The organism is Streptomyces sp. NPDC059010, from assembly GCF_042740355.1.
Lineage (GTDB): Bacteria > Actinomycetota > Actinomycetes > Streptomycetales > Streptomycetaceae > Streptomyces.
The window spans coordinates 32,324-52,762 of the sequence record NZ_JBHYJA010000063.1; the positions used below are offsets into that span (position 1 = coordinate 32,324).

At 72.7% G+C, this 20,439-nt stretch carries 15 protein-coding genes; 13 read left to right on the forward strand and 2 right to left on the reverse strand.

The features are described 5' to 3' along the window. The first annotated feature begins 126 nt into the window (after positions 1 to 126). The 9 genes from ACFWYS_RS42205 to ACFWYS_RS42245 all read left to right on the forward strand — a co-directional run bounded on the left by ACFWYS_RS42205 (position 127) and on the right by ACFWYS_RS42245 (position 11,084). Entirely contained in the window at positions 127 to 1,500 is a 1,374-nt protein-coding gene (locus ACFWYS_RS42205; protein WP_384781527.1) for a glycosyltransferase family 4 protein, read from the forward strand. Further along, on the forward strand, positions 1,493 to 2,281 hold the full coding sequence (locus ACFWYS_RS42210; protein ID WP_384781529.1) for a class I SAM-dependent methyltransferase: 789 nt from the start codon (positions 1,493 to 1,495) through the stop codon (positions 2,279 to 2,281). Before ACFWYS_RS42205 ends, ACFWYS_RS42210 begins: the two co-directional genes overlap by 8 nt. Then, entirely contained in the window at positions 2,278 to 6,474 is a 4,197-nt protein-coding gene (locus ACFWYS_RS42215) for an alpha-(1->3)-arabinofuranosyltransferase family protein (RefSeq protein ID WP_384781531.1), read from the forward strand. The genes ACFWYS_RS42210 and ACFWYS_RS42215 overlap by 4 nt, the downstream gene beginning before the upstream one ends. Next, positions 6,471 to 7,832: a condensation protein gene (locus ACFWYS_RS42220; RefSeq protein WP_384781534.1), complete on the forward strand. Its 1,362-nt coding sequence runs from the start codon at positions 6,471 to 6,473 to the stop codon at positions 7,830 to 7,832. Before ACFWYS_RS42215 ends, ACFWYS_RS42220 begins: the two co-directional genes overlap by 4 nt. Continuing rightward, on the forward strand, positions 7,829 to 8,581 hold the full coding sequence (locus tag ACFWYS_RS42225) for a methyltransferase domain-containing protein (RefSeq protein ID WP_384781536.1): 753 nt from the start codon (positions 7,829 to 7,831) through the stop codon (positions 8,579 to 8,581). Before ACFWYS_RS42220 ends, ACFWYS_RS42225 begins: the two co-directional genes overlap by 4 nt. A gap of 4 nt (positions 8,582 to 8,585) precedes the next feature. Continuing rightward, a complete protein-coding gene (locus tag ACFWYS_RS42230; RefSeq protein WP_384781538.1) occupies positions 8,586 to 9,491 on the forward strand; it encodes a DMT family transporter in 906 nt (301 codons plus the stop codon). After that, positions 9,488 to 9,700: a Trm112 family protein gene (locus ACFWYS_RS42235; protein ID WP_384781540.1), complete on the forward strand. Its 213-nt coding sequence runs from the start codon at positions 9,488 to 9,490 to the stop codon at positions 9,698 to 9,700. The genes ACFWYS_RS42230 and ACFWYS_RS42235 overlap by 4 nt, the downstream gene beginning before the upstream one ends. A gap of 37 nt (positions 9,701 to 9,737) precedes the next feature. Continuing rightward, positions 9,738 to 10,478, forward strand: coding sequence for a TetR family transcriptional regulator (locus ACFWYS_RS42240; RefSeq protein WP_384781542.1), 741 nt, complete (start codon positions 9,738 to 9,740; stop codon positions 10,476 to 10,478). A 192-nt stretch (positions 10,479 to 10,670) separates the two neighbouring features. Continuing rightward, the gene (locus tag ACFWYS_RS42245; RefSeq protein WP_384781544.1) at positions 10,671 to 11,084 is read left to right on the forward strand and encodes a Zn-ribbon domain-containing OB-fold protein; all 414 of its coding nucleotides are present in this window, start codon (positions 10,671 to 10,673) and stop codon (positions 11,082 to 11,084) included. Here ACFWYS_RS42245 and ACFWYS_RS42250 read toward each other — a convergent pair. Then, positions 11,066 to 12,478, reverse strand: coding sequence for a Gfo/Idh/MocA family protein (locus tag ACFWYS_RS42250; protein WP_384781546.1), 1,413 nt, complete (start codon positions 12,476 to 12,478; stop codon positions 11,066 to 11,068). The genes ACFWYS_RS42245 and ACFWYS_RS42250 overlap by 19 nt on opposite strands. A gap of 182 nt (positions 12,479 to 12,660) precedes the next feature. On the opposite strand from ACFWYS_RS42250, the gene ACFWYS_RS42255 reads away from it, so the two are divergent. Beyond that, positions 12,661 to 15,432: a hypothetical protein gene (locus ACFWYS_RS42255; protein WP_384781548.1), complete on the forward strand. Its 2,772-nt coding sequence runs from the start codon at positions 12,661 to 12,663 to the stop codon at positions 15,430 to 15,432. Positions 15,433 to 15,459: 27 nt separating this feature from the next. Here the strand turns inward: ACFWYS_RS42255 and ACFWYS_RS42260 are convergent, their stop codons facing one another. Next, positions 15,460 to 15,846 (reverse strand): PPOX class F420-dependent oxidoreductase, encoded by a 387-nt coding sequence (locus ACFWYS_RS42260; RefSeq protein ID WP_384781549.1) that lies wholly within the window; start codon positions 15,844 to 15,846, stop codon positions 15,460 to 15,462. Between the two features lie 228 nt (positions 15,847 to 16,074). On the opposite strand from ACFWYS_RS42260, the gene ACFWYS_RS42265 reads away from it, so the two are divergent. From ACFWYS_RS42265 to ACFWYS_RS42275, 3 genes are read left to right on the forward strand one after another with little or no spacing between them, the layout of a single operon-like run. After that, positions 16,075 to 16,599 (forward strand): DUF2690 domain-containing protein, encoded by a 525-nt coding sequence (locus ACFWYS_RS42265; RefSeq protein WP_384781552.1) that lies wholly within the window; start codon positions 16,075 to 16,077, stop codon positions 16,597 to 16,599. Between the two features lie 59 nt (positions 16,600 to 16,658). Next, complete coding sequence (locus tag ACFWYS_RS42270; RefSeq protein ID WP_384781554.1) at positions 16,659 to 19,601, forward strand: hypothetical protein; 2,943 nt, start codon at positions 16,659 to 16,661, stop codon at positions 19,599 to 19,601. Next, complete coding sequence (locus ACFWYS_RS42275) at positions 19,601 to 20,290, forward strand: hypothetical protein (RefSeq protein WP_384781556.1); 690 nt, start codon at positions 19,601 to 19,603, stop codon at positions 20,288 to 20,290. The genes ACFWYS_RS42270 and ACFWYS_RS42275 overlap by 1 nt, the downstream gene beginning before the upstream one ends. Positions 20,291 to 20,439: the final 149 nt, after the last annotated feature.

The window sequence follows — 20,439 nt, forward strand, 5'->3', positions numbered from 1 at the left end:
ACGTTACCAACCAGTACCTCCGCGTTCTCCCGGAACCGGCCCAACCGTCACACAACGTCCCCGCCCAGCGTGTCTCCCCCGGACGCCCGGCTCCCGCCCCCCCTCGTTCGACGAGTTGGAGCAACGATGCCCCCGCACGCTTCCTCCCTGCTCTCCGGCCTCGTCCCCGGCCTCGTCCCCGGCCCGGTCCGCGGCCAGGTCTCCGGCCAGGTCTCCGGCCAGGAGGACATCGCCCCCGCTCATCCCCGCACCGCTCGCCGCCGTGGCCCCGGCGCCGATGTCACCACCTCCGGCTCGTCCCCGTCCCCGTTCCCGCGCCGGATCGTGTTCCTCGCCCGCCGCGATCTGGGCAACCCCGCCGCCGGCGGTTCCGAACTGCTCATCGACCGCATCGCCGACGGACTCACGGCGGCCGGCCACCAGGTCACGCTGCTGTGCGGCGGTCCGGCCGCCCACCGCGACTACCGCGTGGTCTCGGCGGGCGGCGACGCCGGTCATTTCCTGCGCGCCAAGCGGGCGTTCGCCCGTCAGGTCGGGGACTGCGACCTCCTGGTGGAGGTGTGCAACGGCATGCCGTACCTGGCTCCGCTGTGGCATCGCGGTCCGACGCTGTGCCTGGTGAACCATGTGCACACCGACCTGTGGGACATGCGCTACCCGGGCCCGATGGCCCGGCTCGGCCGCAGGCTGGAGCACTGGGCGCTGGCCGGCCCGCACCGCGACAGCCTGACCGTCGCCGTGTCCGACTCCACGGCCGCGGCACTGCGCGCCATCGGTGTCGGCCCGGACCGGATCAGGGTGGTCCACAACGGCGTGGACGCGCCCGGTCCGCTGCTGCCCAAGGCCGCCGAGCCACTGTTCGTGGCGGTGGGGCGGCTGGTCGAGTACAAGCGGATCGATCTGCTGCTGCGGCTGTGGGAGCGGGTGCGTCCGGTCACCGGCGGGCGGCTGGTCATCGTCGGGGAGGGCCCCGAACGCGGTCGGCTGCAGGCCATGGCCGGCCCCGATGTGGTGTTCACCGGCCATGTCTCCGAGGCGGAGAAGCACCGGCTGCTGTGCCGGGCGTGGCTGCTGCTGCATCCGTCCCTGGTGGAGGGCTGGGGCCTGGTCGTCACCGAGGCCGCGGCGCGCGGCACCCCGTCCGTCGGCTTCGACATACCCGGGCTGCGGGACTCCGTCGTGGACGGGGTGACGGGTGTGCTGGCCGGGGGCGAGAGCTCGTTCGCCGCGGCCTGGTGCGCGCTCGCGCTCAGCCCGGAGCGCCGGGGTGTGATGGGCCGTGCCGCCGAGGCGCGCGCCGAGAACTTCCGGTGGAGCAGCACGGTCCGGCAGTTCCGGGAGGTGGCCGCGGAGGCCTGCCGTACGGCACGGTCCGCACCGGGCGCCGCGCCCGGTCTGCCGCACCCCCGCGTGGCGCCAGGACCGGCCGTCCCGTCGGTGGCCGCCACCACCCTGCCGCCGCCCGCCCCGCCCGTGCACGAGGTGACCGCGCATGACTGAGGTCCTCGGAACCGAGATCGCCGAACGCCTGCTCAGGGACCCGTCCCTGCGCCGCTCGCTCACGCTGTTCCGGGCCTTCCTGCGGGAGCAGTCGGACCCCGACCGGTGCTACTCGCTGCTGGCGCGGGACGCGGTGGCCCAGGTGGCCCGCCATACGGACCTGCGGGGCCGGACCGTCTTCGACGTCGGCGGCGGACCGGGGCACTTCACCGAGGAGTTCCGCCGCCGGGGCGCCCAGGTCTGTCTCTTCGAGCCCGACGCCCGGGAGTTGGGGGCGCGGGGCCGCCCGCCGGAGGGCGCGGTGGTGGCCGACGGCTATCTGCTGCCGGTGGCCGACGGTGTCGCCGACGTGTGCTTCTCGTCGAACGTGCTGGAGCATGTGGCGGACCCGCAGACCTTCCTCAGCGAGATGGTCCGGGTGACCCGGCCCGGCGGACTGATCTACGTCTCCTTCACCAACTGGCTCTCCCCGTGGGGCGGTCACGAGACCGCGCCCTGGCACTACCTCGGCGCGGACCGGGCCCGTGCGCGCTACCGGCGACGCACCGGCCGCGAGGCCAAGCACACGGTGGGCGAGAACCTCTTCCCGCTGCACATCGGCTCCACCCTGCGGCAGGTGCGCGCCCGCGAGGACGTGCACATCGTCTCGGCCCGCTCCCGCTACTGGCCGTTCCTCCCGGGTGCCGTCACCCGGGTCCCCGTACTGAGGGAGATCGCCACCTGGAATCTGCTGCTGATCCTGCGTACCGGTCCGGCACCCGCTAGCGAGGCACGCTCATGACCACCACCATCCAGGCTCCCGCGCATGCCGCCCCCGCACCCGCGCCGACGGACCCGCCCGTGCGACGGCGCGGACGACGCCTGCTGTTCGGGTTCTGGGCGGCCGTACTGACGGCCTTCCTCCTGGTGTCGCCGGGGCGGATGACCTTCGAGACGAAGCTCGGCGTGGCCGCCGATCCACTGCGGTTCCTCGGCGACCTGGGGCAGTTGTGGCACGACCGGGCGGGCTTCGGCGGCATCTCCGACCAGCACGTCGGTTACGCCTTCCCGATGCTGCCGTACTACGCCCTGACGGACCTGCTGCAGCTGCCGGTGTGGCTGGCCGAGCGGCTGTGGCTGTCGATCGTCGTGACCACGGCGTTCTGGGGTGCGCTGCGGCTGGCGGAGCGGCTGGGCGTCGGTTCGTCCGGGACCCGTGTCCTGGGCGCGGTGGCCTATGCGCTGTGGCCGACCTTCACGATCGTCGTGGGCTCCACGTCCGCCGCCGCGCTGCCCGGGGCGCTTCTGCCCTGGGTGCTGCTGCCGCTGACCTCGGCGACGCTGAGCCCGCGGATCGCCGCCGCCCGTTCCGCGCTGCTCGTGCCTTTCATGGGCGGGGTCAACGCCGCCTCGACTCTGGCCTCTCTGCTACCGGTCGGGCTGTATCTGCTGAGCCGGCCGAAGGGTCCCCGGCGCCGGGCGCTGCTCGGCTGGTGGCTGCCGGGTGTGGTGCTGGCGACCGCCTGGTGGACGGTGCCGCTGCTGCTTCTGCGCGCGCACGGCGAGGACTTCATGCCGTACGTGGAGCAGGCGGACACCACCACCGCCACCATGTCGGCGACGGAACTGCTGCGCGGTGCGGGCAACTGGGTGGCGTATCTCAACTTCGGCGATGCCTGGCTGCCGGCCGGCTGGACCGTCGCCGCGTCCGTCGTCACCGTGCTCGGCTCGGCGTTCGCCGCCGCGCTGGGCCTGGCCGGGCTGGCCCGACGGGACGTCCCCGAGCGGCGCTGGCTGCTGCTGACCGTGCTGGCCGTCACGCTGATCGCCCTCGCCGGATACGGCGGCACGCTCGGCGCGCCCTTCCACGGCACCGTGCAGGGGTGGCTCGACGGCACGCTGCGGCCGTTCCGCAACGTCTACAAGTTCCAGCCGGGACTCGCCCTCGCGCTCGCCCTCGGCCTGGCACACCTGACGGCGGTCCTGGCCGAGCGCCGGGGCACCCGGGCCTCGCGCGGGCGCCGGTACGTCCCGGCGATCGCCGCGCTGCTCGTGCTGCCGGGTCTGGCGTGGCCGTATGTGAACGGCACCGTCCTGCAGCCGGGCGCGTTCACCAAGCTGCCCTCGCACTGGGAGCAGGCCGCCGGCTGGCTGGACGAGCATGCCGCGGACAGCCGTGCCCTCGTCGTACCGGCCACCGCGCACGGCGTCTACACCTGGGGCTCCCCCGTCGACCAGCCCTTCGACGTGCTGGCGAAGACCCGGTGGGCGCAGCGGGACTTCGTGCCCTTCGGCACGGCGGGTTCGCGGCGGGCGCTGGACGCGGTCGAGCAGTCGCTGCTGTCGGGCGGTGAGGTGCCGGGCCTGCGCGCGTATCTGGCCCGGGCGGGGCTGCACGAGGTGGTCGTGCGCAACGACCTCGACCCCGACCAGATCGGCTACGTGCCGCCGCAGACGGTCAGGCGGACCCTGGAGGCCTCCGGCTACCGCAAGGCCGCCGGCTTCGGCCCGCTGGTGACCGCCGGGCGCATCCCCGCCGACACGCCCGTCCAGGTGCAGGGCCTCTACCCGCGCCTCCAGGCGGTCGAGATCTACGAGCCCGAGGGGGCCGCCGAGCGGCCAGGGCGCGTCGGGATCGCGGCGGCCGGTGACACGGCCGTGGTGAGCGGCGGCCCCGAGGCACTGCTGCAGCTGTCCGCCGACCCGGCGCTGCGCGACCGGCCCGCCGTGCTGGCCGGGGACGCCCATCCGGGAGTCGACGCCCCCGCGGTCAAGGCCGAGGCCGACGGACTGCGCCGTACCGACACCCGGTTCGGCCTGGTCAACTCCAACACCTCGTACACCTACACCGCCACCGAGCGGATCCCCTCCGGCAGCCTCCAGGACCCGGGCGAGCAGCCGAAGCAGATCCTGCCCGTGCGGGGCACCGGCCACCAGACGACGGCCGTACTGCGCGGCGCCGCGTCGGTGACCGCGTCCAGCAGTGGCAACTGGCTGTTCCCCCTCCCGCAGTACGACCCGGTGAACGCCTTCGACGGCGACCCCGACACCGCCTGGGCTGAAGGCAGTCCGGGCCGGCCGTCCGGCCAGTGGCTGCGGGCGGAGTTCACCCGGCCCGTGGACGTGCCGTCGACGCTCCAGCTCACACCGCTGCCCGCCGACGCCACCCGGCCCGCCCCCACCGGGGTGCGGATCGAGACCAACCGGGGTTCGGCCGACAGCACGCTGCGGACGGACGGTGAGCGGCAGTCGGTCCGCGCGCCCGCAGGCCGGGCCAAGTGGCTCAAGGTGGAGATCCTGGGCGCCGAGTCGGCGCGGCCCGGGCTGTCCGGCGCCGGGTTCTCGGAGGTGTCCGTGCCCGGGGTGAAGGTGACCCGGCTGCTGGCACTGCCGACCGACGCGGAGAGCATCGACGCCGACGCGCAGGTGTACTCGCTGCATCGCGGCATCGACCCGGGCGGCCTCGCTCCGGCCTCGGCGGAGGCGGGACTGCACCGGCAGTTCCACACCCGGGGCGACACGAGCGCGTACGGCGTCTCGGCCCAGGCCTTGGCCGTGCCCGGCGACGAACTGGACCGCCTGCTGGACCGCGTCGCGCCGCAGCAGCGCGCACGGATCACCGTGTCCGCCGACTCCACCAGCCGCAACGGCATGGCGCTCGGCGCGCGGAACCTGGTCGACGGCGATCTGACGACGGCCTGGATCGCCGGGGACCGGCCCGTGATCCATCTGAGCTGGCCGGGCGAGCGGAAGATCGACGAGATGGTCCTCGGGGCCGCGGGCGGCCTCTCCGCCCGCCCCGAGGAGGTGCGGATCAGCTCGCCGCACGGCACGGTGACGGCCGCCGTGGACTCCGACGGGCTCGCGCGGTTCGACGCGATCACCACGGACCGCCTCGACATCACGGTCACCAGGACCGCGCCCCTGACCCTCTACAACCCGGTGGCAGACGAACGGCTCCGGCTCCCGGTGGGCCTGAGCGAGGTGTACGTGCCGGCGCTGGCCGATCTGCGGGCCCCTCGTCCGAATCCGGACGCCCGCTTCTCGCTGCCGTGCGGGCAGGGCCCGGCGCTCGACGTCGACGGCACGCTCCACGCGACGAAGGCGTCCGGGCTGGTCAGCGATCTGACGGAACGTCGGCCGGTGACCGTCGAGCTCTGCGGCAAGGAGGCGCGGGGCGGCAGCCTGGAGCTGGGCTTCGGCAGGCACCGCGTGGACGCCGCCGACGCCGGGCCGCTCGCGGTCACGGACGTCACGCTGTCCCGGGGCGAGCCGCGCGCCCTCTCCGGTACGGCGGACCGCGCCGTCACCGTGCGGGAGTGGAGCGGCGACAGCCGGACCGTCTCCGTGTCCGCCGGGTCGGGCGAGGCGGCGTATCTGCGGACGTACGAGAACGTCAACGACGGCTGGAAGGCCACGCTGAACGGCCGGGACCTCACCCCGGTCCGGCTCGACGGCTGGCAGCAGGCCTGGCTGATCCCGGCCGGCCAGTCCGGCACCGTGCGCATGGAGTACGAGCCCGCGGGGCTGTACCGGGCCGGGCTGATCGGCGGCGCGGTCGGTGTCGCCGCGCTGGTGGCACTGGCCTTGGTGAGGCGTCGGCGGGCCGTGTCAACTGCCGTCGGGGACACGGGAGTTCCGCCCCAGCCCGGTCCGGTCCTCGGCACGGTGGCGCTGACCGCGGTCGTGGCGCTGGTGGCGGGTCCGCTCGCCCTGGTGGTGCCGGTGCTCGCGCTGGTGGCCCGGCGGTGGCCCGGCGCCCTGGTGCCGGTCGCGGCCGCGGCCATGGCGGGGGCGGGTATCGCCGCGGCCATGGGCGCGGGCGTGCCGGTCGCGGCGGATCGCGGCGCGTTCGGCGCGGTCGCACAGGTGCTGGCGATCGTGGCCCTGTCGGCGGCCGTGGTGACGACCGGCGCGAGTTGGCCGGGATCGCGCGGCCGTGAGCGGGCGGACGGGCCAAGGACCCGCCCCGGCCGGAAGGGGGGCGAGCGGTGACCGCGCTTCCGGCCGACCCCCGTGTCGGGCGCGGCAGGGTCCCGTTGCCGACGCGGCTGGCGTTCCCCACCGTCGACGAGGTGTCCCGGCACTTCCTCAGCGACGACGAGCCGGAGACCGTCCATATCGAGGTCCATCTGCCCGGCCGGCCTGAGCCGCGGCGGCTGCGGGAGGCGTTCCACCGGGCGCTGCTCCTGCACTCCCGGATCCTCGTGCGCCAGGCGCCGCACCGCTGGTACCGGCGGTCCTACGAGTGGGAGCTGACGGGCACACCGGACGTGGACCCGGTGACCTTCGCCGGGCCGGGCCCGGACGCGCTGGCCCGCGCCCGCGCCCGGGCGCTCGCGCTGTGCCCGCCGCTGTCGCAGTCGCCGCCGGTGCGGCTGGAGGTGGTGGCGGTGGACGGCGCACGGTCCGTGCTGCTGCTCACCGTCCACCACACCGCGCTCGACGCACCGGCCGCGCTGCGGGTGCTCGCCACGACGGCCGCGCTCTACGGAGGGGAGAGCACGGCCGCGGGGCGGATCCCGTCCCCGCGCGGGGCGTACGACGTGCCGCAGGGGGACGGCCGGATGCGCTGGGCCCGGCCCGCACGGCTCGCCGCCTACACCGTCGCCGCCCGACCGCAGCGCGCGGGCACCGCGGCCAACGGCATGCTGCTGCGGGAACTGCCGCTGCCGCAGCCGGATCCGGCGGCTCCCTGGACCGTGAACGACCGGCTGCTGGTCGCCGCCGCCCTGATGGTGGGCCGCTGGAACCGGTCCCACGGCAGATCCGGCCGCCCGGTGCGGATCACGATGCCCGTGGACGAGCGTTCCCGTGACCTCGCGATGCCCATCGGGAACGGGACGCGGCTCGTCGAGGTGCCGGTGACCCCGCAGGACCGCTCCGACACGGAACTGCTCCTGGCCCGGCGCCCCGATCCGGCGGCCGTGGCCCGGCTGCTGCACACCACCGCGCGGCGCACCCGGGTGCTGAAGTCACAGTCGCGCGCACAGCTCGGCGGGGGGGCGTCCCTGCTGACGGCGCCCGTGCTGCCGGTCGGGGTGCGCGGCGCGCTCACCCGTGGGGTGCGCCGGGCCGTCGCCCCGTGGACGTCGACGCTGCTGCTCAGCAACATCGGGCGGGTGCCGTATCCGCTGGACTTCGGCGATGCGGGGCGGGCCCGTGCGGTGTGGTTCTCGGCACCCGCGCGCATGCCCCGCGGACTGAGCCTCGCGGCGGCCTCCACCGGCGGCCGGCTGCATCTGACGCTGCGCTGGTCGCACGACCTGCTCGACGACGCGGCCGGTGCCGCACTGGCCCGCCTCTTCGAGGAGTGCCTCTCCCTGACGTACGGCCTTCGGAGCGAGCCATGACCACCTCCCCCACGACCGCGCCCGCCCCCGCCACGGGACTGCGCGACTTCTACGAGGACCCCGCCGTCCCGGTCGCCTCCGGTGAGGAGCGCAGCCTGCGGCAGGCCCGGATGCTGGCCCGCGCACTCGGTCCCGTACGGCCGGGCCACCCGCCCGCCGTGGTGCTCGACGTGGGCTGCGGGGACGGTTCGGCGGCGGCCGTCGCGGCGCCGGTCCTGGACGGGCACCGGATCGTGGGCGTCGACTGGTCGCAGGACGCGCTGCGCCGGGCGGCCCGGCGACTGCCGCAGGTGGTGCGGGGCGAACTGGCGGGCGGCGGGCTGCCGTTCGCGTCGGGCAGCGCGGACGCGGTGCTCTTCAGCGAGGTCGTCGAGCATCTCGTCGACCCCGACGGCGCCCTCGACGAACTGCGCCGGGTGCTGCGGCCGGGCGGCCATCTGATGCTCTCCACGCCGAACCTCGCCGCCTGGTACAACCGTGCGCTGCTGCTCGGCGGCGTCCAGCCCGTCTTCTCGGAGGTGAGCCTGCGCCGGGTCCACGGCCGACCGGGCAGCCAGGTGGTGGGCCATCTCCGGCTGTTCACGGCGCGCGCCCTGCGGGAGTTCGTGACCGCGTCCGGCTTCGCGGTCGTACGGCTGGAGGGCGCCCCCTTCCACGGGGTGCCGGGCCCGCTGCGCCCGCTCGACCGGCTGGCGTGCCGGGTGCCGTCGCTGGCCTCCATCCTGCTCGTGCACGCGCGCCGGAGGTAGCGCGATGGTGTGGGGAGTGGCCGCGGCGCTGCTGGCGAACGTCCTCTACAGCACCGGTTTCGTGCTGGAGAAGCGGGCGCTGGCCGGGCTGCCGCCGCTGCGCGCCGGACGGCCGGGCCGGGCGGTGCTCCTGCTCGCCGGCAGTCCGCTGTGGATCGGCGGCGCGCTGGCCCTGGCCCTGGGCTTCGCCGCTCAGCTGGCCGTATACCGGGTGCTGCCGATCGCGGCCGCGCAAGGGCTGTTCGTCTCCGGCCTGGTGCTGCTGCTCCTGCTGTCCTCGCTGGTGCTCGGCGAGCGGCTGACGGCTGCCGAGCGGCGCGGTGTCGCCGTCATCGGCGTCGCGCTGCTGATGCTGGTGGCGTCCCTGTACGACGGCGCCGAGCCGGTCGCCCGCACCGCTGCGGCGGGCACGCTGCTCGCCCTGTGCGTTCCGGCGCTGGTCCTCGGCCTGTGGCTGTTCGGCACCGCCGAGCGGCGGGCCCGGCGGCGTCACCGGCCGTCGCCGACGGGTGTGGTGTACGCCGTGGCGATCGGGCTGCTGTACGGGGTGAGCTCGCTCGCGATCAAGGGTGTGTCGGGACGTCTCACCACCGCGGGGCCCGGCGAGGCGCTGCCGGCTCTGCTCGCCTCCCCCTACCCCTACCTCCTGCTCATCACCGGAGCCTTCGGCCTGGTGCTCTCGCAGACCGCCCTGCAGCGCTGCCGGGCCTCGCTGATCGTGCCCGTGTGCACCACCGTCACCTGTGTGTTCGCCGTGGCGGGCGGCACGGTCGCGTTCGGCGAACCGCTCCCGCAGGACCCGCTGCGGCTCACCCTGCGCCTGGGCGGCACCGCGCTCGCCCTGGCCGTCGTACTCACCCTGCCGCGGCACGACACCGACCGCCCCGCCCCCGAAGGGAACCGCTCATGAGGCACGACGACCCGCTGCTGAGGATCCTGGTCTGTCCGCTCGACAAGGGCCCGCTGGTCCTGGACGCACCGGGTTCCGCGCTCTACAACCCCCGGCTGCGGCGCCGTTATCCGGTGATCGACGGCGTCCCGCAGCTGCTGCCCGGTTCCGGGGAGCCGGTCACGGACGAGGAACTCGCAGCACTCAGTACCCTGCCTGGGGCGCACTGAGTGCCATCGGCTTCGCTCGGGTGCTACGTTCCCGTTCATGAGCTCCAGCAGTGCGGCGCCCGGCCGTGACGAGAAGACGGAGGCCGGGACGGCGAAGCCCCCGATGCGGGAGGCGCTGATCGCGGCGGCCTTCCAGCTGTTCCTGGAACGGGGGTACGAGCAGACCACCGTCGACGACATCGTGGCGCTGGCCGGTGTCGGCAGGCGGTCGTTCTTCCGCTACTTCCCGTCGAAGGAGGACGTGGTCTTCCCCGACCACGAGCGGTGCCTCGCCGACATGACGGCCTTCCTGGCCGCGAGCGACGAGGAGCACGAACCGGTGCGGCGGGTCTGCGACGCGGCACGGCTGGTGCTGGGCATGTACGCGGAGAACCCGACCTTCTCGGTGCAGCGCTACCGCCTGACCAAGAAGGTGCCCGGGCTGCGCGCCTACGAGCTGTCGGTGGTGTGGCGCTACGAGCGTGCCCTGGCCGAGTATCTGCGCGGGCGTTTCGCCGGCCGGCGGGACGGGACGCTGCAGGCCGACGTGATCGCCGCGGCCGTGGTGGCGGCGCACAACAACGCGCTGCGCTCCTGGCTGCGCTCGGCCGGGAAGGCCGACGCGAGCGCCGGGGTGGACCACGCGCTCGGCTATGTGCAGTCCACCTTCGGCGTCGCCCCGCCCGCACCCCCCGCTCCCGACGGGCCCGCCGACGACGTGGTGGTCGTGGTGTCCCGGCGCGGTGCGCCGCTGTGGCGGGTCGTCCAGGAGATCGAGACCACGCTCGGCCGCGACTGACCCGCGCCTGCGCGGCGGGCCTCGTCGCGAGATCCGGAAATGATTCGGAAATCCAGGGAACGCAGTGCCTTTACGAGTGGCACTCAGTGCCATACGCTGAGGCCGTGCGCGGTGGCACCAGGAACCGGGCATGTGCGTGCACGGACGACCCGAGCACGTGGGATTCCGGCCGAGCGCAGGGAGTTGACCAGCGTGTACCACCACTCAGGAAGCGTTGCTCGTCCGACCACCGGTTTCGCGGCCGGCCTCCTCGAACCCACGGCCCCGGACACCGAGGCCATGCTCTTCCAGCGCTGCACCTGGTGCGGCACCGCCATGTACCACCGGCTGCTGTGCCCGGTCTGTCAGGGCAGCGAGCTGCGCACGGAGCGCAGCGAGGGGGTCGGGACGATCCGCCACGCCACGGTGGTGCACCGCAACACCCCCGCCGCGCGCAATGTGTCGCTCGTCGAGATGACCGAGGGGTTCGTCGTACGCGGCAGGGTCATGGGCCCGCTCATCGGCATCCACAGCGGGGACCGGGTCCGGCTGTCCACGGCACAGGACCCGGTCCGGGGCGAGCCGGTGTTCCAGCTGGTCGACGAGCCCTACCGGGCCTGGACCTGAGCCGCCCCCTGCCGGCCGTCTGAGCCCTCCCACAGCCCCGGCACCAACTCCCGTACAGCGACGGGCAGTCCGGTCTCGAAGCACCGGTTGGCGGCGAGCCCGACGGCCAGGGCCAGCGCGCCGTCGCGTTCGGTCGCCGTGGGGTGCAGCGCCGTACGTCCCCCGGTACCCGCCCCGTCCGGGTGCGCGGGATCGACGGGGCCGAACAGGGCGTCGAGCATGCGGGGGTCTCCCCCGCCGTGCGCCTCGTGGGCGGTCACGAGCGGGACGTCCACCGGAGGCCGCCACAGCGGACGCAGCGTGAGCCGTGCCCCGCCCGCGTGTTCGGCGGCCGTGTCCCCGTGCAGCGCCCCGCTCGCGGCGCTGATCCGGGTCGTGGGCCGCTGCCAGCGGCTCTCCTCGACCTCCAGTTCCAGCCGTCCCGCGCTGCCGTTGAACATGACCCGGTAGCCCTCCCACGGGGAGTATGCGGTGAGGTGGTACGTCATCGTCGCGCCCTTGGCGTAGCGCACCAGGACGGCCATGTCGTCCTCGATGGTGACGGGCCCGCCGAAGACGTTGCGGTCGCGGACGTACCCGTCGTCGTGCTCGGCGTCCAGGTAGAGGGCGCGCAGGGTGGCGTTGGCCGACAGGTCCAGGGCGAAGGGATCGTCGGCGGCCTGGTCGGCGCCGTGGGCGCGGTCGTAGTCCCGGCGCAGTCCGTGCCGTTCGCCCGCCGCACGGCCGTAGAACCCGAGCCGCCCGTAGCCGAAGACGTCCCTCGGCTCGTCCGCGAGCCACCAGTTGACCAGGTCGAAGTGGTGGCTCGACTTGTGCACCATCAGCCCGCCGCTGCGGTCCTTCTCCCGGTGCCAGCGGCGGAAGTAGTCGGCGCCGTGCCGGGTGTCGAGCAGCCACTCGAAGTGGACGGAGAGGACCTCGCCGACGGCGCCGTCGGCGAGCAGTGCGCGGACCGTCTCGTGCACCGGGTTGAAGCGGTAGTTGAAGGCGACGGTGAGGGAGTTGCCCGTCACCCGGACCGTGTCGAGGATGCGGGCGCAGCGCTCCGCGTCGACGGTCATCGGCTTCTCGGTGACCACCCGGCAGCCCGCCTTGAGTGCCGGGACTATGTAGCGGTCGTGCTCGGCGTCGACGGTGGTGACGACGACCTCGTCGATGCCCTCCTGGGCGAGCATCTCGGTGAAACGGTCCGGTTCCCACTGGGTGGCGGCGGGTTCGCCGGCCTCGGCCAGCAGCCGGTTGTGGAAGGCCATGCGGGTGGGGCTGGGGTCGCAGAGGGCGGCGACGACGTGGCCGGGGCGTTCGGCGAGGGCGTGGGTGAAGGTCCGGGCGCGGTGGCCGGTGCCGACAACGGCGGCGCGGTGGCGGGGAGTTCGGCTCCTCGGGGTGCTCATGGGAGTGGTCATTGGGGTGGCCTTTCCCGTCGGACGTCCGCCCAGTCCTGTCCGTGGCCGGTTCGGCACGGTCGCCATCCCCTTTCTCTTTCGTCACAGGCAACGCACAACTGACCCCTTCCGTCCTCTCGCAGTGAGAGCCCGGGACCTCCCGTCCCGGAGCGAGCGGAAGGGAGGGGCATGTGATTCGTGCCCGTCGAATATGGGCCACCGCCGTGGCGGTGCTCGCGATCGTGGGGGCGTCGCCAGGGTGGGCCCAGGCTCAACCAGCCTCCGAGACACGGCCGCCCGCGGCCGACCGGGGTGAGGGGCTGCCGCCGGACTGGAGCATCACCGGCGAGGGAGCGGCGCGACAGCTGGTGTGGCGGTCCGACGAGCGGGTGCCCATGGGGGACGCCCGGGTCGAGTTCTACGCCGGTGACCGGCTGCTCGGCCGGCCTGCGCAGGCGAAGGACGGGCGGACGTTCCGGCTCGGCCTCGACGGGGTCCGCCTCGACTCCGTGCGGGATCTGCAAGTACGGGCCGCGGGGCGCCGGCTGGACGCGCCCGGCACCGCCCCGGGCGCTTCCTCGGGCGCACGCTCGGGGGTGACCGTCCCGGAGCGGCTGCCCGCCAACCCGGTCGACCCGGGCAAGCCGGGCGCGTACCGGACCGTCACCGGCGAGTACGACCTTCCCCCGGTGCGGCTGCCCGGATTCGCCCAGCCGGTGGAGATGCGGGCCGTGGTGGTGGCGCCCAAGAATGCCGACGGCCGGCGCCCGCTCGCCCTGTTCCTGCACGGGCGGCACTTCACCTGCTACACCCCGCAGGGCGAGGTCACGGGCGACTGGCCCTGCGCCGCCGGCGCCGAACCGGTGCCGAGCCACCGGGGCTATCTGCGGGACCAGCGGCTCCTGGCCTCCCAGGGCTATGTGACGGTGTCGATCTCCGCCAACGGCATCAACGGCCAGGACTGGAGCGCCGAGGACGGCGGCGCGCAGGCCCGCTCCTCGCTCGTACGCCAGCATCTCGCGCACTGGGCCGACTGGTCCGCGCAGCCGGGCTCGGCCCCGGCGGCCGTACGGCAGGCGCCCCGCGCCGATCTGTCCCGGGTGCTGCTCGTGGGGCACTCGCGAGGCGGCGAGGGCGTCAACCGGGCGGCGATGGACAGCCTCTACCCGCCGCCCGCCGACCAGGACGGCTACCACGGCCGGGTGCGCTGGCACATTCGCGGCACCGTCCTCATCGGCCCGACGATCTTCGGCCAGAATCCCGTCCCGGACGTGCCGTCGATGACGATCCTGCCGGGGTGTGACGGCGACGTCTCCGATCTGCAGGGCCAGGTGTACGTCGACGGCACCCGCCGGGTCAGCCGGGGCGCCGCCCTGCACAGCGCGGTCTACGTGGTCGGCGCCAACCACAACTTCTTCAACAGCGAGTGGACGCCGGGGCAGGCCGAGGCGCCCGCCGACGACGACTTCTACAACGACGAGGAGCAGCCCGACCCGGTCTGCTCCCCCGGCACCCGCACCCGGCTCACCGCCGACCAGCAGCACAAGGCGGGCGCAAGCTACATCGCGGCGGCGGCACGGCTGTTCGTCGCCAAGGACGACCGGGTACGCCCGCTGCTCGACGGCTCGGGCCGCCGCGCGCCCTCGGCGGATCCCGCGCGCGTCCTCACCCACGCGGTCGGCGCGGGCCGTGGCGCCGGGTTCCTGCCGGACGGCAAGGTCACGGTGAGCGGCGGCCGGCTGTGCTCGGCGGTCGATCCCTCCGCGGCCAAGGCCTGTCTCTCGTCGGAGACGACCGGTGGCTCACCGCACTTCGCACAGTGGGAGACCGACCGTGAGCCCGGCCGCCGCGCGGTCGCGCTGAGCTGGTCCTCGGCGGGGTCCGCCGCGAGGATCCGCCCCGACCGGCCGCTGTCCCTGGCGGGCGGCAAGGCGCTGGCGCTGCGTGTCATCGTGCCGCCGAACACCACCGGCACCCAGCTGGACGTGTCCGTCACCGACAGCGCCGGGCGGCACCGGACCCTCGGCCGTGTGAAGGCCGACGGGCTGCCCGGGTCGGACCGCACCGCCTCGTACTGGGCGCACGAGGTGCGGGTGCCGATCGGGTCGGACGACGCGGCGGCGCTCGACCTCAAGCACATCAAGTCCCTTGAGCTGACGCCCCGTTCACGGTCCGGGAAGGCCTGGCTGATGGACGCCTGGGCCTGGCGGCCGGGCACCCCGGTGGTGCGGGAGGCTCCGCTGCCCCGGGTCGACATCGGCCGGCTGACCGTCAAGGAGGGGAACTCGGGCGTACGGAACTACCGGGTACCGGTGCGCGTCGCGGGACAGGGCGACGGGCAGGTACGGCTGTTCGTCTCCGACCCCGTCACGGGCAGGGTCACGGACCGGCTGGTGACGGTCCGGCCGGGCACGCACGCACTCGACGTACCGGTGAAGGTCGAGGGCAACCCCCGCTTCGGCAACGACATCGAGCACGACGTCTTCGTGAAGGCGGTCCGCACCGCCGTCGTCGGCTCGCACCGTGGCGGAGTGACCGTGGAGAACGACGACCCGATGCCTTCGCTCTCCATCGCACCGATCGCCGACCGCGTATCCGAGGGCAAGCCGCTGAAGTGGCGGGTGTCGCTGTCCGCGGTGGCCGACACGGACCTCGGAGGGACGTTCACGCTGCTGCCGGTCACCGACGGCCCGGAACTGTCGACGAAGGACGTCGACCCGCGCTGGCTCCTGGAGAACTCGGGCCAGTCCCCGGATCCGGAGCGCCCGTTGTCCAAGGTGGACGGCCTCTCGCCGGGGGTGTCCATCCCGGCGGGCAGGACAACCGCGGAGCTGGTGGTGCCGACCCTCAGGGACGGCGTGGCCGAGCAGCCCGAGTCGGTGCGCCTTCGCCTGGACGACGACTCCGGTGAGCCCCAGCCCGGCGCTCCCGTGGTGACGGGCACGGTGGTCGACACCCCGTGACCCGTCACCGGGCGCCCTCGACCCGGGTCAGGGCGTCAGTGTGATCCGGATGCCGACCGTGCCGTTCACGCCACGGCGCAGTCGGCTGCCGAGCAGTGTGAGGCGGCCGGTGATCCCGTACTTGCCGGCGATGAGCCGGCGGTAGCGGGCACCGGTCGCCTGGTCGCAGATCTCGGCGGTCGCCGGGACCTGCCCACCGGTGGGCCTGCCGCGCAGGTCACAGGGCCCGACCAGGACGTCCCCACGGGCCCGGATGCGCTTGACCTTCCAGGAGTCGGCGACGGTCCACACGCCCAGCGCGTCGCCGTCGCGGACCACCCACACCGGCGTGGGAACGCCGGTGCCGTTCTTGCGGTAACTGGTGACGAGCAGGTACTTGCCCGCTCCGAGCTGCTCCAGCGACGTGTCGTCCATGGCGGGAAGTGTAGGCACCGGGGCGGGGCGCAGACGCACCCGGGCCGTGTCGGCTCCCTCGGCGTCAGCGCAGGTAAAGGGAGCCCCAACTCCCGTGGTTCGCGCATGTGTTCGCGTAGGCTCCGCGTGTCTTCTGATGCCGAAGTTACACAGGGACAACAAGGATGAACACGGTCATAGGTGCTGCGCATGATGCGGTACGGCGAAGAAAGATCTGGGGTGATGCGTGTGCACGGCATACGTAGATGGGGCCCGGCGGCGGCTGCCCTGACGCTGCTGGCCGGAGCCTTTCAGGGGATTCAGGCGTCCCCGGCGACCGCGGCCGACTGCTGGCGGGCCACCTGTTCGGGCAAGGACCCCATTCAGATGGGGTGTGACGACGACGCCGAGATCCTCCAGCAGGTGACCGAGGAGGACAAGTCGGTCGTGGTGCGGCTGATGTGGTCGCCGAAGTGCCAGGGGGTGTGGGCGAAGATCTCACGCGATCTCGACACGTCCCCCGACTACGTGTACGGGACGCTGTGGACCACACGTGATCCCGACGGCGGCATCCAGGACTACGACACCACGAGCCTTCTCACCGACGGTGTGGCCGGCGCCTACACCAAGATGCAGAACTGGAAGACCACGACCGCGAAGGCGTGCTGGAACGACGTCAACGCCCAGTACGACCCCGCGCCGCTGAGGTACGTCAAGAACAACAACGACGCGAGCCTTCCGATCGTGCACGGCATGTGCACGGACTGGATGTGAGGAAGATGATGCGCACAAGAGGGCTCCGGAGATACTTCGCCACGAACCCGCTGATAGCCATGAGCGTGGTGGCGGCATCCGCGGCGTTAGTCCCGCTGGCCTCCTCGGACACCCCGGCGCAGACGGCCCCTGCCGCCGCCGACGCCACGACGCCCCGCCTCTTCTCCGCCCCCGGCAAGGACCTCGGATCGGGCTACGCCTCGTCGTCGGACGCGATCGTGCAGGCCACCGGCGACGCCGAGGGACTGCACATCCTGGCGGCGCGGGAGAGCGACGGCTTCTCCTTCTACGAGATCGCCCGCCTCAACCGCAAGAACCTGTCCGACGTGGGCCCATGGACGGGCTACGTCTGCACCACGGGATCGGGGAACTACGCGGCGGCGGTCTACGCCCCCTCGGCCTGGGCCAACGAGCCCGGCGCGTACGAGAGCGGCGCGTTCGCCGCGGTGATCCGGCTCTCCGACGGCAAGGTCACCGAGGTTCCCGACCGGGTCCAGCTGGCGTACTTCACGCCCGGCTGCGGAGCGGACGACGAGGTGGCGTTCACCTCCAGTTCGGCCACCGACAGATCCGCCGGCTCCACGACGGTGATCTCGGTCGACGCGGCCACCGGATCGGTCTCCTCCCGCCGTGCGGTCGAGGGCTATCTGACGCACGTCACGCCCACGCAGAAGGGCACCGTCGGGGTGCTCGGCGGCAACCTCGTCGACCTGAAGGGCAGCGGAAGGAAGCTGTCCGCCCGCAAGCTCGCCGCGCTGCCCGGCCCGATGTTCGCGCTGACCGCCTCGAAGAACGGCACGGTGGACGTCGGCACGGTCGACGACAAGAGCAGCGTCATCTCCCGCTTCAACGGCAAGGACTTCACCGAGCTGGGCCGCGCCCCCAAGGGGAAGGTCAAGCTCCTCCCCGTGGCCGGCGGCGACGCGGTCGTCGGCGACGTACAGGGAATCGACACCGGCAAGGCCCCGGGGCTCGCCAAGCACGCGGTGGACGGCCGGGTGGCCGGGATCTCCCGCCACGGTCATCTGGTGACCAACTCGGTGTTCTCCGAGCAGATGAAGGGCATCACCACCCGCATCGGCGCGGCTTCGAAAGAGGGCGCCGGAACGCTGACCGTCAAGGCGACCGCGCTCAGGAGCGGTGCGAAGGCCACCACGCTCGTGGACGCCGACCGCAAGCGGCCCAAGCCGGACTCCTCGCTGCCGCTGGACCCGGCCGCGTTCGCCATGGCCGATGACGACGACCCACTGACCTGCGGTGAGGGCGGGCCGGAATCGCAGTGCCTGTCCGGATCCGGCGCTGCCGTCTACGGCAAGGTCGGGACGATGGAAACCCCCTGCATCGTCAAGCGCAACGATCCCAAGCGCCAGGCGCTCCAGCCCAGCGCGAACATGGTCGAGTGGGCGGTCGACCAGGCCGTGCACGGCGAGCTGAAGGTGTCCCGCCCGCAGAACTGGCACGACACCGGCCTTGCCGCCTACACCCCGCAGGGCCTGTTCCCCAAGCCGCCGCTGACCGGCGGAGGTGACATTCCCGCACAGGTCATGCTGGGCATCCTCGCCCAGGAGTCCAACTTCAAGCAGGCGTCCTGGCACTCCATGAACGGCGACTCGGGCAACGTCACCAAGTCCGACTGGTACGGCAACGCGAACGGCATCCACGGCTACCCCAACCGGGAGAAGGCCGACTGCGGCTACGGCATCGCCCAGGTCACGACCGGCATGTCGGAGAAGCACGCCGAGCAGCTCTCCCCGCTGCGCGCCGGTGCCGTCACCACCGACTACGCGGCGAACATCGCCGCCGGGCTGGGCATCCTGGCCGAGAAGTGGAACCAGCTCAAGGCCCTGGGCATGAACATCAACAACGGCAGCCCGGCCTACATCGAGAACTGGTACACGGCGCTGTGGGGCTACAACTCCGGCGTCTACACCTCCGGCGCCGTCGGCCTGGGCTTCTTCAACAACCCGATCAACCCGCGCTACCCGGCCGACCGGCAGCCGTTCCTGCGCTACAGCTATGACGACGCCTCCCACCCCGGCGACTGGAACTACCCGGAAAAGATCTTCGGCTGGGCGGAAGTCCCGCAGATGACCTGGGACGGCGAAGCGTCGTACTCCAAGCCGAACATGCCGTTCGGCGGCATCAAGGCCGCCCCGCGCACCCTGTTCTGCGACCCGTCCCTCAACTCGTGCAACCCGAGCGCGGCCGACCCGTGCCCGAGCTGGGACTCGAAGTGCTACTGGGACGGCAGCGTGGACTGGATGGGCTCACAGAGCACCGGCAACTCCAGTACCGAGAAGCTCAGTTACTCGCTCGGCTCGGGAGAGCCCGAGCTCAAGAGCAAGTACGGTCACGGCCCGTGCATCGACCACCCGAGCGTCTACCCCAACGCCATCATCGTCGATGACCTCGGCCAGCACGAGGACACCTACGGATGCGGGGACTTCGAGGGAGCCGACGACGGCAAGTTCACCCTCCAGGCCGGTGACAACATCACCATGCTGAGGGACAACGGCACCTTCCGCGCGACCCCCTACCTCGCCCCCATCGACCTCCACCAGCTCGGAGCCGGGTACGACCACCACGTCTACTTCACGCACAGCTACCCGGACACCGACTACTTCCACAAGATCACCGGTCGGTGGCAGGTCAACCAGGCCAAGCTCCCCTCCGGAGACCAGCCGGGCCAGCGCTACAAGATCTATCTCCATCTGCCCAGCCATGGCGCGGAAGCGATCGTCCGGTACAACTTCATCCCGGGCGACAACACGGCCGGCGCCAAGCCCGACTACTGCCGGGTCAACCAGGCAACGCGCAGCGCGGGCAAGGACACCTGGTTCGAGATGGGCACCTTCAGCTTCTGGAAGGGCGGCCGGATCGAGGCGGACAACCTGCACGACGCCGGCACCGGAGACGACAACGTGGTGTTCGACGCGATCGCCTTCGTTCCGTTCAACTACGCCGAACCCGGTGCGTGCAACCTCGTCGACGGTGGCCTGTGATGCGCGCCGCCCTCCGCGTTCCCGTCGTGCTGATGACCGTCGTCATCGGCGCGGCGGGAGCCGTCTCCTGCAGCCAGAGCAGCCCAGAACCGGCGGCGTCCGAGCCTGCTCGGGCCGCGGCGCCTCGCCCCGAGCCGTCCAAGACACGGACCGCGCCGCGTGCCGCCGATCTGCCGAAGCACGCGGTGGCCGGCGACAAGCGGCCCAGCTTCGGCGCGGCGGGGGCGATGGCCGACGGATACACCGGGAAGAGCTTCCTCACCGGGCTCGCGAAGTCCTGGAAGCTGAAGCTGGACAAGCCCGTTGAGCAGGAGATGCCCGACGGGAAGAAGAGAACCTATGTCCACGGGCGCGGCGGGAACGGGTTGACGGTTTCGGCCGGATACGCCGATCACGAGAACCTGTCATCCCTGCTGTGCCGAACCGGCACGAAGCAAACCGGTGGTTTCGGCTTCCTCGCCGCCTGCACCGGCCTGAACGTGGCCGGAGTCGACCACGGCAAGGCTTCTTCGTGGCTCAAGCAGGCGAAGCAGGAGACCGATTCCCTGTATGCGAGGCAGGTCGCCAAGACCGGCAACAACAAGGAGTACGTGGTCAGCGGGGTGTTCACCTCGGGTCCGGTGACGATGATTCTGCACCGGGCGCATGACAAGTACTCACTGCGGATCCTCGGAGGCGCGGTGGCGTAGCACAAGCCAACCGGTCTACGGAGCGAAGGTCCCCGCTGTCATCGGCGGGGTCCATAGCCGCGGCCAGTTATGATTAACCAAACTGTGTCGTATAAACAAATGACGCTGCCCAACACAATTGAAGTGTTTATAAAGGTGGGGTGCGCTTA

Bases quoted from the DNA above. Each gene is read 5' to 3' on its own strand.
- ACFWYS_RS42205 (WP_384781527.1), top strand. From the start codon at position 127: ATGCCCCCGCACGCTTCCTCCCTGCTCTCCGGCCTCGTCCCCGGCCTC.
- ACFWYS_RS42210 (WP_384781529.1), top strand. From the start codon at position 1,493: ATGACTGAGGTCCTCGGAACCGAGATCGCCGAACGCCTGCTCAGGGAC.
- ACFWYS_RS42215 (WP_384781531.1), top strand. From the start codon at position 2,278: ATGACCACCACCATCCAGGCTCCCGCGCATGCCGCCCCCGCACCCGCG.
- ACFWYS_RS42225 (WP_384781536.1), top strand. From the start codon at position 7,829: ATGACCACCTCCCCCACGACCGCGCCCGCCCCCGCCACGGGACTGCGC.
- ACFWYS_RS42230 (WP_384781538.1), top strand. From the start codon at position 8,586: ATGGTGTGGGGAGTGGCCGCGGCGCTGCTGGCGAACGTCCTCTACAGC.
- ACFWYS_RS42235 (WP_384781540.1), top strand. From the start codon at position 9,488: ATGAGGCACGACGACCCGCTGCTGAGGATCCTGGTCTGTCCGCTCGAC.
- ACFWYS_RS42240 (WP_384781542.1), top strand. From the start codon at position 9,738: ATGAGCTCCAGCAGTGCGGCGCCCGGCCGTGACGAGAAGACGGAGGCC.
- ACFWYS_RS42250 (WP_384781546.1), bottom strand. From the start codon at position 12,478: ATGAGCACCCCGAGGAGCCGAACTCCCCGCCACCGCGCCGCCGTTGTC.
- ACFWYS_RS42260 (WP_384781549.1), bottom strand. From the start codon at position 15,846: ATGGACGACACGTCGCTGGAGCAGCTCGGAGCGGGCAAGTACCTGCTC.
- ACFWYS_RS42270 (WP_384781554.1), top strand. From the start codon at position 16,659: ATGAGCGTGGTGGCGGCATCCGCGGCGTTAGTCCCGCTGGCCTCCTCG.
- ACFWYS_RS42275 (WP_384781556.1), top strand. From the start codon at position 19,601: ATGCGCGCCGCCCTCCGCGTTCCCGTCGTGCTGATGACCGTCGTCATC.